The organism is uncultured Sulfitobacter sp., from assembly GCF_964021855.1.
GTDB lineage: Bacteria > Pseudomonadota > Alphaproteobacteria > Rhodobacterales > Rhodobacteraceae > Sulfitobacter.
The window spans coordinates 620,870-635,907 of sequence record NZ_CAXHZD010000002.1 but is presented as its reverse complement, the minus strand read 5'-3'; the positions used below and the strand labels follow the sequence as shown (position 1 = coordinate 635,907).

The window sequence follows — 15,038 nt, the reverse complement described above, 5'->3', positions numbered from 1 at the left end:
TCGGCGCTTAAAACAAATTGCCTTGCTCTGGCGGTTTTTTCGCGGCCTTGCGCGGCCCCGCCTTGCCGCCGATTTGCATGCGGCCATCGGCGAATTCGATCTCAAGCGATGTGGCGTCTTGGGCAGCCTTTTTAGTGGTGACCAACCCGCCATCGCCGCGCACCACGGCATAGCCGCGCGCGAGGGTCGATTTATAGCTCAGCATTTCATGCAAGCGGTCCAGCCCCGCAATCTGCTTGCGCCAGCCTTGGGTTTGACGTTGACCCGCAACTGAAAGACGCAGCGCAAGCGCTTGAAACGCATCGGCTTTGCGCTTGTGATCTTGTACCAGTGCCTCGGGCCGGAACCGGGATGACAATGCCGCCAGCCGCCGCTGTTCAGACTGCAAGCTGCGCGTCAACGTACCGGGGCGCAGCACGCCCGAGATATCTGCCAACCTCACTTTGCGTTTCTGAACGCCAGCGGTCAGCGCAGGCCCCAACCGCCCGCCCAGAACATCCAGCTTTTGACGTGGCCCATCCAGCAAGGTTTCGGCCCGTGGCAAGGCCCGCGCCATATCGCGCAACCGCTGATCGCGCCGCAACAGCCCTTGGCTAAGCGCGCGGGTCATGCGTGCTTCTTGACCGTCGAGCAAAGCGACCAGTTCATGGCGCACAGGCACCGCCAGTTCCGCCGCAGCGGTCGGCGTCGGCGCGCGTTTGTCCGACACATAATCGATCAGGGTTGTATCGGTTTCATGGCCTACGGCTGAAATCAGGGGAATATCCGATGCGGCCGCAGCCCGCGCCACGATTTCCTCGTTAAAGCCCCAAAGGTCTTCGACCGAGCCGCCACCGCGTGCGATAATCAGCAAATCAGGTCGCGGGATCGCCCCCCCGGGCGTCAGTTTGTTAAACCCTTCGATGGCATGCGCAACTTCTGGCGCGCATTTCGCCCCCTGAACGGCCACGGGCCAAATCAGCACCTTGCGCGGGAACCGGTCGCGCAACCGGTGCAAAATATCGCGTATCACAGCGCCTGAGGGCGAGGTAACGACCCCGATCACATCGGGCAAATAGGGCAGCGCGCGTTTGCGTTCGGGTGCGAATAACCCTTCTGCCGCCAGTGCCGCCTTGCGCTTTTCCAGCAGCGCCATCAGCGCGCCCATGCCCGCCGGTTTGATGTCTTCGATGACGATCTGGTATTTGGACTGCCCGCCGAACGTGGTGATGCGCCCGGTCGCAATCACCTCCATCCCCTCTTCAGGTTGGGTTTCCAGCCGCGCGGACACGCCTTTCCAGATCACGCCGGAAATCACCGAACTGTCATCCTTGAGGTCCAGATAGATATGCCCCGACCGCGGGCGGCTGACCCGCCCGACCTCGCCGCGAATCCGTACATGGGCGAATTCCCCCTCGATCACCCGCTTGATCGCGCCAGAAAGCTCGGTCACGGTAAATTCGGGGCTGTTTTGACCCTCGCGAGGGTCGTCGATCAGGTCCATGCGGGTGTCCTTTGGGTCTGCGCTCGTGTCTGGGCTCGCGTCCGGCTTGTGTCTTTACCTGTCCCAGCTTAGAACGCGCAGCAACCAAGGCCAAGGGAGCGCATTCATGAATATCCTCATTTTGGGCAGCGGCGGGCGTGAACACAGCCTTGCCTGGGCCGTTTTGCAAAATCCCAAATGCGACAAGCTGATCGTGGCACCGGGCAATGCAGGCATCGCCGCAATTGCCGAATGCGCGACCCTGGACATCAATGATGGTGCGGCCGTGGTCGGGTTTGCGGATGAAAACAGCATCGATTTTGTAATCATCGGCCCCGAGGCACCGCTGGCCGCTGGTGTTGCGGATGATTTGCGCAACGCAGGTTTTCTGGTGTTTGGCCCGTCCAAAGCGGCCGCAGCGCTTGAGGCGTCCAAAGCTTTCACCAAAGAAATCTGCGACGCCGCGAATGCCCCCACTGCTGCCTATGGCCATTTCACCGATGCCGCATCGGCGCGCGCCTATCTGGCCGATCACCCTGCCCCGATCGTAATCAAGGCCGACGGTCTGGCCGCTGGCAAAGGCGTGATCATCGCCGAAACCGACGCCGAAGCGCTGGCCGCCGTTGATACGATGTTCGATGGCACCTTTGGCGATGCGGGTGCCGAAGTGGTGATCGAAGAGTTTATGGACGGCGAAGAGGCATCATTCTTTGTGCTGTGTGATGGCGACACCGTGCTGCCCATCGGCACCGCCCAAGACCACAAGCGCGTGGGCGACGGCGATACCGGCCCCAACACCGGCGGCATGGGGGCCTATTCCCCCGCACCGGTTTTGAGCGACGCAATCGCCGAACGCGCCCTGGCCGAGATCATTCGCCCCACCATGGCCGTGATGTCCAAACGCGGGATGCCCTATCAAGGCGTGCTTTATGCGGGGCTGATGATCAAAGACGGCGCGCCACGGTTGGTGGAATATAACGCCCGCTTTGGCGACCCTGAATGTCAGGTGCTGATGATGCGGCTGGGTGCGCAGGTACTTGACCTGCTGCATGCGGCTGCTGAAGCCCGTCTGTCAGAGATGAAAGTGAACTGGGCCGATGATCATGCGGTGACAGTGGTGATGGCCGCATTGGGGTATCCCGGCAGCTATGACAAAGGCAGCGTGATCGCTGGTTTGGATGCATTGCCCGAGGACAGCCGCAACATGGTGTTTCATGCAGGCACAGCGGAGAAAGACGGCCAGATCGTCGCCGTGGGCGGACGTGTGTTGAACGTGACCGCGCGGGGCGACAGCCTGGCCGAAGCACAGGCGCGGGCCTATGAGATGGTTGAAGCGGTTGATTGGCCCGGTGGGTTTTACCGGCGCGATATTGGCTGGCGTGCGCTGACGTAATCCGGTGTCGGCCCGGGGGCTAGCCCCCGGACCCCCAGGATTTTGGACCATTTGGAAAATGAGCTGGGGCTGAGCCTATTCCGGGTGGATTGCGCAGGTTTTGGCTTTTTCTACGTTCTGGGGAGAAAAGGGTTCTTTGAACGGTGATACCTCAAGCGATCCGTTGGACAGGCTGACCGCAACCATTTCGCTGTCCCCCGATTTACGCCACGGCATTTTAGCCAAAATCATCTGCGGGGTGTTTTGGCAGATGCGAATGCCACCGGCGATATCCGGGTCGCCGATGCGATGATTGGTCAGGCCGCTGGTGCGTGCGATGAGGGTCAGGCTGCTGCCGTCATAGGCCAGTAAGTCAAGCCTGCCAGCAAGATGCGGTGTCACTACCATTGCGATTTCCAACCGACCATCGCCGGTGAAATCAGCGGCACCGACGGGGGCAAGCCAGCGGTTCTTGCGCCCTATGTAGTCGGTCATAGCGAGGCGGCCGTTGGGGCCATAGACGGTCAATCGCGCGCCAGCGGTTAGGCTGCTTTCGACCACGATCACTTCGGGTGAACCATCAGTGTCCAGATCGGCGAGCCTTGGGGCCGTATCTTCGAACACCAGTGTTTCGGGCAGGATGAAGCGCCGTGTCGTGCCACCGTCGAGCGTGATCTCAAGCGTGCCCCATTCGATGGCGTCGCCCAGCACGCCGTGATCATAGCGCGTCGTCGGGTCGGCATAGCGTGCGGCAGTAATGGTTTGCGCCGCAGCCAAGCCGGGTGCCAGCGCCATCAGCGCCACGCACAACAGCCGCTGCGCGTGGCGTGTGAAACCTTTGGGCAGGTGCGCCAGCTGACGCCGCGCCCCCGCCAGCATCAGATCTGCTTTTCTGGCATCTGCACGCGCAAACCGTCCAGTGCGTCTGTGACTTTGATCTGACAGGTAAGGCGCGAGCGTTCTGGATCGGGCTCATAGGCGAAATCCAGCATGTCTTCTTCCATGTCGTCCTTGGCCGGTACTTTGTCGACCCATGCAGGGTCCACGTAGACGTGACAGGTCGAGCAGGCACAGGCCCCGCCGCAATCGGCCTCAATCCCCGGAATATTGTTGTCGCGCGCACCTTCCATGACGGTCATGCCATTGGCCACATCCACCACATGCTCTGTGCCGCTGTGTTCTACGTAGGTGATTTTGGCCATCTTGACCCCCTGTGCAATAAATATCGCTGTATATGTAGCCAGCCCTGCCCCCCTTCGCCACCCCCTTTTGCGCGTCAGTTCATGCACGTATTTGTCAAACCCGCAGCGTTTGGGCATTGCGCTAGGCATCGCCGGAAAAACGGGCTAGATTGCGACGAAACCCAAGACCGGTAAAGGCAGGGCAGACAGGTGATTTCAGGGTCAAACATGTTGATGGGCTGCATGGGCGCACTGTGCTGTATTGCGGTGTCCGGCTGCGATGTTTCGCCGGCTGATACCGCGCCGCCAGAGCCGGGCGTGATCGAGGCAACCACCCAAGGCCCCGCAGGCGCACAGCCGGGGTCGTGCTGGGGGCGCACCGTTTCCCCCGCTGTGATTGAAACCGTGACCGAGCAGGTGCAGGTCCAGCCGGCGCAGATTAGCTCAACCGGAGAGGTTCAGGCCTTTCCCATCTATCGCACAGAAACCCGGCAGCAGATCGTACAGCCCCGCATCGACAACTGGTTCGAAACCCCCTGCGCCGCGCAAATGACACCGCAATTCGTCGAGACCTTGCAGCGCGCGCTTGAGGCGCGTGGCATATATAAAGGTCCGGTTTCAGGCAGTTACGATGCGCCGACACGCGCCGCGATGCGCGCATATCAGATCAGTGCGGGCGGGCCGGACAGCCCGATTTTGGCGCTAAGCACCGCACGGCAATTGGGTTTGATCGCGGTCGATCGCGCCACATTGGAGTGATTTTTTTTAGGTCGTACCGCACAGGCAGGTTAGCCGTGGAACGCCGCGACGGTTTTCAATGTCGAAAAACCATAAAGTGCCTCGAACCCCTTTTCACGGCCATGGCCGGACAGGCCGACGCCACCAAAGGGCAGCTCGACGCCGCCACCAGCACCGTAGTTATTCAGAAACACCTGTCCGGCGCGCAATTGCTTGGCCAGCCGCATTTGACGTGCGCCATTTTGCGACCAAACCGCCGCGACAAGGCCGAATTCTGTGCCATTGGCGATGCGCACGGCCTCTTCCTCGGTATCGAAGGGGATGATCACCTGAACGGGTCCGAATATCTCCTGCTGGGCCAGCACATGATCAGGGGCGACACCGGCAAAGAGCGTTGGCGCGACATATGCACCGTTTTCGGGGGCGTCGGGCATGATCTGCCCACGGCCAACAACCTCAAGCCCGTCGCCTTGGTCCAGATACCCGCCCACGATGGTTTTCTGCCGGGCCGAGATCAGCGGCCCGACGTCCAGATCGGCCAAGGCTGGCCCGACGCGCAGCGCGTTATACCGTTCGCCCATCTGCGCCACGACGCGATCATAAACACCGCGCTGCACCAATATCCGCGACGCAGCCGAGCAGGTCTGGCCCGCATTCTGAATGCCTGAATTCACCAAAAATGGCAGTGCTGCATCAATATCGGCATCATCAAACACCAGCTGCGGCGACTTGCCCCCCAGTTCAAGCGTGACAGGCACCACATTGCGGGCCGTGGTTTCCTGGATCAACTTCCCAACACCAACCGAGCCGGTAAATGATACATGATGCACACCGGGATGACGGGTAAGCGCGGCACCGGCCTCGGCCCCCAGTCCCGGCACCACATTCAGTGCACCGGCTGGCAACCCTGCGGCATGGGCGATCTGGGCAAAGGCAAACGCTGTCAGGCAGGCTTCCTCAGCCGGCTTTAAGACGGCCGCATTGCCCATCGCCAGCGCGGCACCGACCGAGCGCCCGATGATCTGCATCGGATAGTTCCACGGGATGATATGCCCCGTCACCCCATGCGGTTCACGCAAGGTATAGACGGTATAGCCATCCAGATAAGGGATCGTTTCACCGTGCAATTTATCGCAAGCGCCTGCGTAAAATTCCATATAGCGGGCCAGCGCCAAAACATCGGCGCGCGCCTGTTTCAGCGGCTTGCCCACGTCCAACGCCTCAAGCTGGGTCAGTTCATCGACGTGATCCAGAACGCCCTGCCCGATCTTAGCCAGAACCCGCCCTCGCTCCGCAGCCGTTGCGCGGCCCCAATCACCCACCAGTGCTGCGCTCGCGGCCTGAACAGCACGGTCGATGTCCGCATCTGAACCGCGCGCGATCTCGCATAGATGCGACCCATCGGACGGGTTCAGCAGCGACACGCGCCCCGCCTCAAGTGATGGCACCCATGCCCCCCCGATAAAACAAAGCGTCGGGTCCAGACCGAGGGGCGTGATGGGCATTGTGGTTTCTCCGTATTCAGACATTCACGCGCACATCAGCACAGATTGGCGGGCTTCGCGAGGGGGGAATATGGTGCGCGGGCAAAATCGCTCACGCTGGCGTGAACCTTTTGCCCAGTTGGGGCGTTTGATCGGTAATCCTCTATGCATTGGAAAACCTTGTGGAACACCTGCCCTCGATCCGGCGCTCTTTGCAAATGCTGGTCCTGATCTCGTTATTTGTGACGGCCTATTTTGCCAAAGACCTTATCCTGCCGATTTTGCTGGGCTTTTTGCTTGCCCTGACCCTTAGCCCGGTATCGCGCGGCCTATACCGCATTGGCGTGCCCCATGTGGTTTCGGCATTCGTTTTGGTGCTGGCAACCGCGCTGGTCATCATGTCGATCGTGGTTCTATCCGCCGGGACAGTCGCATTATGGAGCGACGAAATTCCGCAAATGGGCACCGAGATCAAACAAAAGCTGAGCGGTGTGAGCGAAGCGGTCGAAAACATGCGGTCGGCCAGCGAAGAGGTGGAAAAAATCGGCAATGGCGGTGTTGAGGACCCAAAAGAGGTTGTCGTCCGCCAGCCCGGCCTGCTGGATACGGCGATGGATACCGTCAGCACCACCGGCGCATCGCTGGCTGTGATCTTGATCCTTGCGCTGTTCCTGCTGTCGTCTGGGGAAATGTTTTACCTCAAGCTCGTGCAATCCATGCCGACCATGACCGGCAAGAAACGTGCGCTGCAAACTGTGTATGACGTGGAAAAACGCGTGTCCCGCTATCTGCTGACTATTGCATCGATCAACGCAGGGCTTGGGATTTGCGTCGGGCTGTACCTAACCGCCCTAGGCCTGCCCTCGGCTTATATCTGGGGGATTGCCGCGTTTATGTTGAACTTCTTGCCATATATCGGCGGGTTTGGCGGCGTGTTGCTGGTGGCCGGCTTTTCAATCGTGACCTTTGACAGCCTTGGCTATGCCCTGCTCGCCCCGTTGGGCTATTTGATGCTAACCATGATCGAAGGGCAGATTGTCACCCCGTGGCTGGTCGGCCGGCGGCTTGAGATGAACACAGTCGCGGTGTTTCTGACGGTCGTGTTTTGGGGCTGGCTGTGGGGCATTGCAGGTGCATTGGTCGCCGTGCCGTTTTTGGTGGTGTTCAAAGTCATCTGTGAGAACTTTGAGCCCCTGCATACCATCGGGCATTTCCTGTCCGCAGAACAGGTCAAACCCGAGGATAGCAGGGAACAACAACGCGCCGGTTTAGCCAGCGAGTGAGGGCAACCAAAGTACGATAGCCGGGAAGGCCACGAGCAAGCCAATCGTCACAGCATCGGCGACAAAGAACGGCATGACACCTTTGAACACGTCCTGAACGCTTAGATCAGGGCGGACACCCGCGACGACAAAGCAGTTCAACCCAATGGGTGGCGTGATCAAACAGAACTCGGCCATTTTCACCACCAGAATACCGAACCAGATCGCGCACATTGGGCCAGACATGCCAAACGCACTGTCCGCGGCCGAAACAAATTCGCCCCCGTTCAGCGCCATAACCGCAGGATACACCACCGGCAAGGTCAGCAGCAGCATGCCGATGGCATCCATGAACATGCCCAGTACGGCATAGGCCAACAGGATACAGATCAAGATCAGCGTCGGTGACGCCTCAAGCCCGGAAATCCAATCGGAAAAAGCACCGGGAAGATCAGCAAAGCCAAGGAAACGCACATAAATCAGAACGCCCCAGATGATGGTGAAAATCATCACCGTAAGCTTGGCGGTTTCCAGCAAGGCGTCCTTGAGCTCGGTCCAGCGCATACCGCGATAAAGCGCCATCAAGAACACGATGAACGCACCCACGGCACCACCTTCGGTCGGGGTGCCCCATGCGTCGCCAAACGGGTTGTAGACAAAGAAAATAATGATGATGACAACGGCAAAGATCGGCAAGGCCGCAGGCACGGATTCAAACCGCTGCCGCCAAGTGAAACCGCCCACGGGGGGGCCGACGTTCTTCCAGATGGTCGCAATACCAACGATCAAGATCGCATAGATCACTGCGGAAAACGCACCGGGAATAAAGCCCGCCAACAACAGCTTGCCCACGTCTTGTTCGACGATGATCGCGTAGATCACCAAAATAGCGGACGGCGGGATCAGCGACGCCAATGTACCGCCAGCAGCAACCACGCCCGCCGCGAATTTCTTGTTATAGCCGATGGCCAACATCTCGGGAATAGCGATCCGGGCGAACACCGCAGCCGTCGCAACCGATGCGCCGGACACGGCGGCAAAACCGGCGGTCGCAAACACGGTCGAAACCGCCAAGCCGCCCGGCAGCCACGCGATCCAGCGTTTCGCGGCCTCGAACAAGGCGCGGGTCAGCCCCGCGTAATAGGCCAGAAACCCGATCAGGATGAACGTCGGGATCAGGCTTAGTGTTTGGCTCGACACTTTGGAATGAGGCACCTGCCCTGCGGTTTTGATCGCAACCGTCAGCGCCCAATCCAGCTCGGACCATTGCATGCCCTTTTTGGCCCAAAATATCCAAACAAGGCCGACCACCCCCGCCAATGCCGCAGCAAAGGCCACGCGCATGCCAAGAACGACCATCAACAACATGCCGCCGGAAACCCATAGGCCGATTTCAATAGAATCCATGATCAGTCTCGCCCATCCAAATGTTCAGCTTCGGCCATAGCCTGTTCAGCGGCAGATTGTACCAGCGGTACAGCAACGGGGCGTTCCAGCCCTAAAACGAACGCGCGCCCGTATCCCCAGATTTGCAGCAGCAATCGCAAGGCAAGGACGCTGAACGCAAGCGGCACAATCAGTTTCGCGGGCCAGATCGGCAGGCCGATATCAATCGAACTATCCCTGCTCCAGAACGGTGCCGCGAAATCAAAGCTGCGTTGGAAATGCGCCCAAGATCCCCAGATCAGCGCCAGCATCAGGATGAAAATCAACACCACCGAAAAGAACTCGGCCGCCCAAAGCGCGCGGCCTTTAAGCTGGCCGATCAGAATATCCATCCGCACATGGCCGCCGTTTCGCTGAGTATAGGAAATCCCCATGATGGCGATCAGCGGCATGGCAAATTCGATCCAATCCACATAACCGGCCAAGGGCGTCGCGAAAAATTTGCGCCCGCCCACCGACCAAACGGCCAGCACCATCAGCATAAAAACCGCGATGCCCGACGCGAGGGCAAAGGCAGTTTCAAGTCGCAAAAGACCCTTGTCGAGACGGCTGAGCAAGCTGCCATCTTCGAGCACGGCAGAGGAACCGGCCATGATGCTTTCCTTTCAAAACGGGGAATAAAACGCAAAAAGGGGCCGCGCCTGTGCGCAGCCCCCGTGACACACCTTAGTTAGAGGCGCGCTCTTTTTCCAATGTGGTCATCACAAGGTCATACAGTTCCTGACCCGGGATGCCTTGGGCTTCCATGTCCTTGATCCATGCTTCGCGGGCAGGATCGGCAGCCTTGGCTTTGAATTCAGCGATGACTTCAGGTGCGAACATCACCTTTTCAACGCCTTTTTCTTCCAGAACGGAATCCCAACGCGCCAGCAATTCGCCGTAGTTGGCAAGGTAGTGATCCAGCGCCTCATCGACCGAGCTGTCGAGCGCAGTTTTTTCAGCGTCAGACAACGCGTCATAGGCGTCGATGTTCACAACAACCGGGCAGTTCACGGTGCCGGGGTTCAGGTTCGCGGTCCACCAGTCGGCTTTGTTAATCGTGCCAAAGCTAAGATGCGCGTGCTGGGCAAAGGCCACTGTGTCAACAACACCGGATTCCATCGCGTTATACGCCTCGGACGATGTCACGGATGTAGGCACCGCGCCAACAGCTTCGAACGCTTTGCCCAAACCGCCGGTTGCGCGCACGCGCATGCCGTCAAACTTGGCCAATGTGTCGCGTGGCTCGCCCGTGCCCACAAGGTTATACTGCGGCATTGGCGACGTCATCAACATACGTGCATTCCACTGTGCCATCTCTTTGGTCACGGCAGGATGCGCATAGACGGCGCGGGATACGGCGACTTCTTCTTCCAGATTGCTTACACCCAAGAATGGCAGCTCAAGCACGGTGATCGCGCGGTTTTTATCCGCATGGTAGCCGGCACAGAACTGGGCCATTTCAAAGGCACCGATGGAAATACCATCCAGGTTGTCGCGGTTCTTGGACAGGCCGCCATAGCTGACGTTGATGGTGAATTCGCCGCCGGTTTTCTCCGATACCAGCTCTGCGATTTTTTCAACATGCTCGGTAAAGGCGCGGCGCTTGCCCCAAACCGACGCGTTCCATTCGGTTGCGGCTGCTTGCGATGCAAATGCAAAAGTCAGGGCGCAGACAGCTGCGCCGTTCAAAAGCTTGTTCATATGGTTTCTCCCTTGATGCGGACCTATGTGTTCCGCTTGCGAAAACATTAACCGCCCATGGCAGGTCTGCCAACCCCAGAACACCAGCACGCGCTTGCCAGCATACATGGTTTGCATGGTTGAGGTTTTCGCGGCCCCTTGCGCAGGTAAAGCCACCGGATATTGTTAACATGTAATCGGCGGCAAAACCGCAAGATTTTGCCGCGCAGCCGTCGATAATTTACAAAAACCCGCCTGATACGGAAAAAACTTTACAGACAAAGCCCGCCATTACAGATACTTATTCCCTTCTTTTCAGTTGCCGCTATGATCCGACCCGGGAGGACCGACAAGCCGTCAGGCTAAATCGGTCATTTGAGTGTTAAGATCCTTGAGGGAGGAAACGATGTCCAATGCAGCCAAAACCTATCCGCCGTCTACCGAAATGGCTGAGGGTGCTCATGTAAACGCGGCAAAATACGACGCGATGTACAAGGCGTCGATCGAGGATGCAGACGGGTTCTGGCGCGAGCAAGCGCAGCGCGTTGACTGGATGACCCCCTTTTCGACCGTCAAAGATGTGGATTTCACCTTGGGTCAGGTGAAAATTAACTGGTTCGCGGATGGAGAGCTGAACGTCAGCGCCAACTGCATTGACCGCCACCTTGAAACCCGCGGCGATCAGACAGCGATCATCTGGGAACCCGACAGCCCAGAAGAAGCCGCGCAACACATCACCTATCGCGAACTCCACGCACAGACCTGCAAGATGGCCAATATCCTGCGCGACTTGGGCGTGGGCAAAGGCGACCGGGTTGTCATCTATCTGCCGATGATCCCCGAAGCGGCCTATGCCATGCTCGCCTGCGCGCGGATCGGTGCCATTCATTCGATCGTGTTTGCAGGGTTTTCGCCCGATGCTTTGGCCTCAAGGGTCAATGGGTCAGAGGCCAAGGTCGTTATTACAGCCGACTACGCCCCGCGCGGCGGCAAGGCCACACCGCTGAAAACCAATGCCGATCAGGCGCTTTTGCATTGCAAGGACAGCGTTAAATGCTTGGTCGTCAAACGTACCGGTGGTCAGACGACATGGACCGAAGGGCGCGATTTCGACTATAAAGCGCTGGCCAAGGATGCCGCCGACACCTTCGCGCCCGAAGCCATGAACGCCGAAGACCCGCTGTTCATCCTCTATACCTCGGGCTCAACCGGTCAGCCCAAAGGGGTGGTCCACTCCACCGGCGGCTATCTGGTCTATGCTGCAATGACCCACGAGATTACGTTCGATTACCACGACGGTGATATCTACTGGTGCACGGCCGATGTCGGCTGGGTCACGGGCCACAGCTATATCGTCTATGGCCCCTTGGCCAATGGCGCGACCACGCTGATGTTTGAGGGCGTGCCGACCTATCCGGACGCCAGCCGTTTCTGGCAAATCTGCGAAAAGCATAAGGTTAACCAATTCTACACCGCCCCCACCGCAATCCGCGCGTTGATGGGCAAAGGCGCTGAATTTGTCGAAGGGTGCGATTTAAGCAGCTTGAAACTGCTTGGCACTGTGGGCGAGCCGATCAACCCCGAGGCATGGAACTGGTACAATTATGTCGTCGGCCAGGGCAAATGCCCCATCGTTGACACGTGGTGGCAAACCGAAACCGGCGGCCATTTGATGACCCCCCTGCCCGGTGCCCACGCCACAAAACCCGGTGCCGCGATGAAGCCGTTTTTCGGCATCGAACCGGTCGTTCTTGAACCCACGACGGGCGAGATTGTCGAAGGGGACGGCGTCGAAGGTGTGCTATGCATTGCCGACAGCTGGCCCGGTCAGATGCGCACCGTTTGGGGCGATCATGAACGGTTCGAAAAGACCTATTTCAGCGACTACAAAGGCTACTACTTTACCGGTGACGGCTGCCGCCGCGACGATGACGGCGACTACTGGATCACTGGCCGCGTCGATGACGTGATCAACGTGTCGGGCCACCGCATGGGCACGGCCGAGGTCGAAAGCGCGCTGGTTGCCCACCCCAAGGTGGCCGAGGCAGCAGTCGTCGGATACCCCCATGATATCAAAGGGCAAGGTATCTATTGCTATGTGTCTTTGATGGCGGACGAAGAGCCTAGCGAAGAGCTGCGCACCGAGTTGCGCAATTGGGTCCGCACCGAAATCGGCCCCATTGCATCACCCGACCTGATCCAATGGGCACCGGGTTTGCCAAAGACACGGTCCGGCAAGATCATGCGCCGTATTCTGCGCAAGATCGCCGAAAACGACTTTGGCGCGCTTGGCGACATCTCGACGCTGGCAGAACCCGAAGTTGTCGACGAGCTGATCGAAAACCGGATGAACCGCTAACGCCGTTTTTGCGGCGCGCCAAATCATTCATCTAGACCACAAGGGGCATCTTATCGGGTGCCCCTTGGCATGTCAGCGATGCTCAAGCCGCCGAATGGTCAGCGATAAAGCGCGTGAATTTTATGGACCCCTTCATCGTCGAGGGGTTTGAAAACATAGCCGTTGATCGACGCCAGCTGCTCTGCCTGCTCCATATCGCGCGGGTTGCTAGAGGATGTCAGCATCATCACAACCATGCTTGGTCGCTGGGTACCGGCCTCGATCAAGCTTTCAAGCTCGACTATCGTTTCAAAGCCGGTTTTGCGCGGCATGTTGACGTCCATCAAGATCAGCAAAGGGGTGTCTCGCACCTCCGCCTGGAAATCGCCGTTCTTGAGCTGCTCCAAAAAATCGTCGCCGTTATCCGCCTCGAATATCTTGCCAAAACCACCGGCCTTGGCCAAACGCCTGCGCACGATATAGCGATCCGTTACGTTGTCATCGACAATGACCACCGGAATGTCAGTCACAGGCAGGCTCCATGATTGGGAGGGTAAAGGTAATCGTGGTTCCGTCCCCTTCGACGCTGGTTATATCAATCGACCCGCCCAGCCGTTCGACCTGTTTTTGGACCAACGAAAGCCCCAAACCATCGCCGCTGCGGTCATCCAGCCTTTTGAACATTTGAAAGACCTTGGGCAAATTCGCTTGCGAAATGCCAATGCCGTTATCCGAAATAGAAATCTTAACACCGCAAGGATCGGGTTCGCTTTTCACGCAAACCTGATGCTTTGGTTTCGACGCATCAACATAGCGCAGCGCATTGGACAGCATATTTTCGACGATCACCTTAAGTGTTGGTAATTCAGTCACGACCGGCCCTTGATGGGTGAAATCAAGCAGCAGTTCTGTGTCACTGGTATCGCCTGTCAGATCGACCCAGATTTCCTGAATAATCGTGCTAAGCGAAACTGCTGTTGCAGGCATCCCATCGCGGCCCGCGCGGGCAATTTGCAAAACACCTTCGACTTTGCTGGCACTTCGGCGGCTGATTTCAACGACCTTGCACAGGTTCTCGCGTACGTCCTCGATGCTCCCTTCGTCCAAATCCTCGATACATAGGGTCAAAAGCCCGGTGATTGAGGATAAAGGCGCCTTGAGATCATGGCTGGCACTATAAGCGAAATGGGACAGCTCGACATTCAAGGCGGCCAGTTCGGCGCTTTTCTCTGCGACTTCCTCGGCGGCGGCCACACGCTCTGACAAATCCACGATCGTGCTCATCACCAAGGTGCCCGTGGGGGCATCAACAGGGGTCAGTGAAATTTCAACGGGAAAGCGGGTGCCGTCACTGCGCCGCGCAAATAGGTCCCTGCCCAGCCCCATAAACCGTTCCGTGCGGTTGTTCATAAAACTTTCGATATAAACCGGATGGGCCCGGCGGAATTCTTCGGGGATCAGCATTTCGACGGTGTGGCCCAGCAGGTCGTTTTCCTCGTATCCGAACAACCTTGACGCGGCTTTGTTGACGAAAACGATTGTGCCGCGCCCGTCGACCATCACCATGGCGCAGGCAGCAGCATCCATTGCGCGGTGCATCCGTTCTTCGTGGATTTTGCGATGCCGGATGTCGATGGCAGCAACCAGTGCCATCGTCTCAACCCCGTCGGTGACAGGTTCAAGCCCCAGTTCAAGCGGAATCACCTTGTTGGATTTGGTCACCCCATACAGGTCGCGCCCGGCACCCATGCTGCGTTTGGTCGATGCGCGGCTATAGGCATTGCGCAGTTCGGGATGATGGGCGCGGATCGATTCAGGCACCAACGCCTCGACGCTAAGCTCGCGAATTTCCTCTATCGTATATTCAAAAAGCTCTAGAAAATCGTCATTCGCCAGCAGCAGCTTGCCATCGCTGGCAACCAAGAGCATCGGCACAGGGGAAATATCAAAGGCCAGACGGTACTTTTCGATAATCGACACGCGGTTCCCTTCAGCAACTGGATGGCTGTTCCAACGATGGTTCGCCATTCAGCTAAGCCGTCACAGTTAATATTTCGTTGGTTACAGCTGCCCCGACGCACCCCCGCCCCTGA

General features: G+C 58.3%; 13 protein-coding genes. 4 read left to right on the top strand and 9 right to left on the bottom strand.

Annotation, left to right across the window (positions count from 1 at the left end):
- Positions 1 to 7: 7 nt before the first annotated feature.
- A complete protein-coding gene (gene xseA / locus AADJ11_RS09400; RefSeq protein ID WP_341234253.1) occupies positions 8 to 1,483 on the bottom strand; it encodes an exodeoxyribonuclease VII large subunit in 1,476 nt (491 codons plus the stop codon).
- A gap of 106 nt (positions 1,484 to 1,589) precedes the next feature.
- Here xseA and purD point away from each other — a divergent pair, with 106 nt between their 5' ends.
- A complete protein-coding gene (purD, locus tag AADJ11_RS09395) occupies positions 1,590 to 2,855 on the top strand; it encodes a phosphoribosylamine--glycine ligase (RefSeq protein ID WP_341234252.1) in 1,266 nt (421 codons plus the stop codon).
- 75 nt (positions 2,856 to 2,930) lie between these two features.
- Here purD and AADJ11_RS09390 read toward each other — a convergent pair whose 3' ends face one another.
- Both AADJ11_RS09390 and AADJ11_RS09385 read right to left on the bottom strand, forming a co-directional pair.
- On the bottom strand, positions 2,931 to 3,713 hold the full coding sequence (locus AADJ11_RS09390) for a VCBS repeat-containing protein (protein WP_341234251.1): 783 nt from the start codon (positions 3,711 to 3,713) through the stop codon (positions 2,931 to 2,933).
- Positions 3,713 to 4,036 (bottom strand): 2Fe-2S iron-sulfur cluster-binding protein, encoded by a 324-nt coding sequence (locus AADJ11_RS09385; protein ID WP_093916110.1) that lies wholly within the window; start codon positions 4,034 to 4,036, stop codon positions 3,713 to 3,715. Before AADJ11_RS09385 ends, AADJ11_RS09390 begins: the two co-directional genes overlap by 1 nt.
- Before the next feature lie 189 nt (positions 4,037 to 4,225).
- Here AADJ11_RS09385 and AADJ11_RS09380 point away from each other — a divergent pair, with 189 nt between their 5' ends.
- The gene (locus tag AADJ11_RS09380; protein ID WP_341234250.1) at positions 4,226 to 4,774 is read left to right on the top strand and encodes a peptidoglycan-binding domain-containing protein; all 549 of its coding nucleotides are present in this window, start codon (positions 4,226 to 4,228) and stop codon (positions 4,772 to 4,774) included.
- Between the two features lie 29 nt (positions 4,775 to 4,803).
- Here AADJ11_RS09380 and AADJ11_RS09375 read toward each other — a convergent pair whose 3' ends face one another.
- Positions 4,804 to 6,258 carry an aldehyde dehydrogenase family protein gene (locus AADJ11_RS09375; RefSeq protein WP_341234249.1) on the bottom strand — a complete coding sequence of 485 codons (1,455 nt, stop codon included), beginning with the start codon at positions 6,256 to 6,258 and terminating at the stop codon, positions 4,804 to 4,806.
- 161 nt (positions 6,259 to 6,419) lie between these two features.
- Here AADJ11_RS09375 and AADJ11_RS09370 point away from each other — a divergent pair, with 161 nt between their 5' ends.
- On the top strand, positions 6,420 to 7,520 hold the full coding sequence (locus AADJ11_RS09370; RefSeq protein ID WP_341234248.1) for an AI-2E family transporter: 1,101 nt from the start codon (positions 6,420 to 6,422) through the stop codon (positions 7,518 to 7,520).
- Here the strand turns inward: AADJ11_RS09370 and AADJ11_RS09365 are convergent.
- The 3 genes from AADJ11_RS09365 to dctP form a co-directional block, all read right to left on the bottom strand.
- Complete coding sequence (locus tag AADJ11_RS09365) at positions 7,506 to 8,906, bottom strand: TRAP transporter large permease (RefSeq protein ID WP_341234247.1); 1,401 nt, start codon at positions 8,904 to 8,906, stop codon at positions 7,506 to 7,508. The two genes, AADJ11_RS09370 and AADJ11_RS09365, sit on opposite strands and share 15 nt — an antisense overlap.
- A 2-nt stretch (positions 8,907 to 8,908) precedes the next feature.
- Positions 8,909 to 9,538: a TRAP transporter small permease gene (locus AADJ11_RS09360; RefSeq protein WP_341234246.1), complete on the bottom strand. Its 630-nt coding sequence runs from the start codon at positions 9,536 to 9,538 to the stop codon at positions 8,909 to 8,911.
- 73 nt (positions 9,539 to 9,611) lie between these two features.
- On the bottom strand, positions 9,612 to 10,628 hold the full coding sequence (gene dctP / locus AADJ11_RS09355) for a TRAP transporter substrate-binding protein DctP (RefSeq protein WP_341234245.1): 1,017 nt from the start codon (positions 10,626 to 10,628) through the stop codon (positions 9,612 to 9,614).
- A 385-nt stretch (positions 10,629 to 11,013) separates the two neighbouring features.
- Between dctP and acs the strand changes: the two genes are divergently transcribed.
- Positions 11,014 to 12,966, top strand: a complete 1,953-nt coding sequence (acs, locus tag AADJ11_RS09350) for an acetate--CoA ligase (protein WP_341234244.1) — start codon at positions 11,014 to 11,016, stop codon at positions 12,964 to 12,966.
- Between the two features lie 98 nt (positions 12,967 to 13,064).
- Here acs and AADJ11_RS09345 read toward each other — a convergent pair whose 3' ends face one another.
- Together AADJ11_RS09345 and AADJ11_RS09340 are read right to left on the bottom strand one after the other, a co-directional pair.
- Positions 13,065 to 13,475, bottom strand: a complete 411-nt coding sequence (locus AADJ11_RS09345) for a response regulator (protein WP_341234243.1) — start codon at positions 13,473 to 13,475, stop codon at positions 13,065 to 13,067.
- Complete coding sequence (locus AADJ11_RS09340; RefSeq protein WP_341234242.1) at positions 13,468 to 14,973, bottom strand: PAS domain-containing sensor histidine kinase; 1,506 nt, start codon at positions 14,971 to 14,973, stop codon at positions 13,468 to 13,470. Before AADJ11_RS09340 ends, AADJ11_RS09345 begins: the two co-directional genes overlap by 8 nt.
- Positions 14,974 to 15,038: the final 65 nt, after the last annotated feature.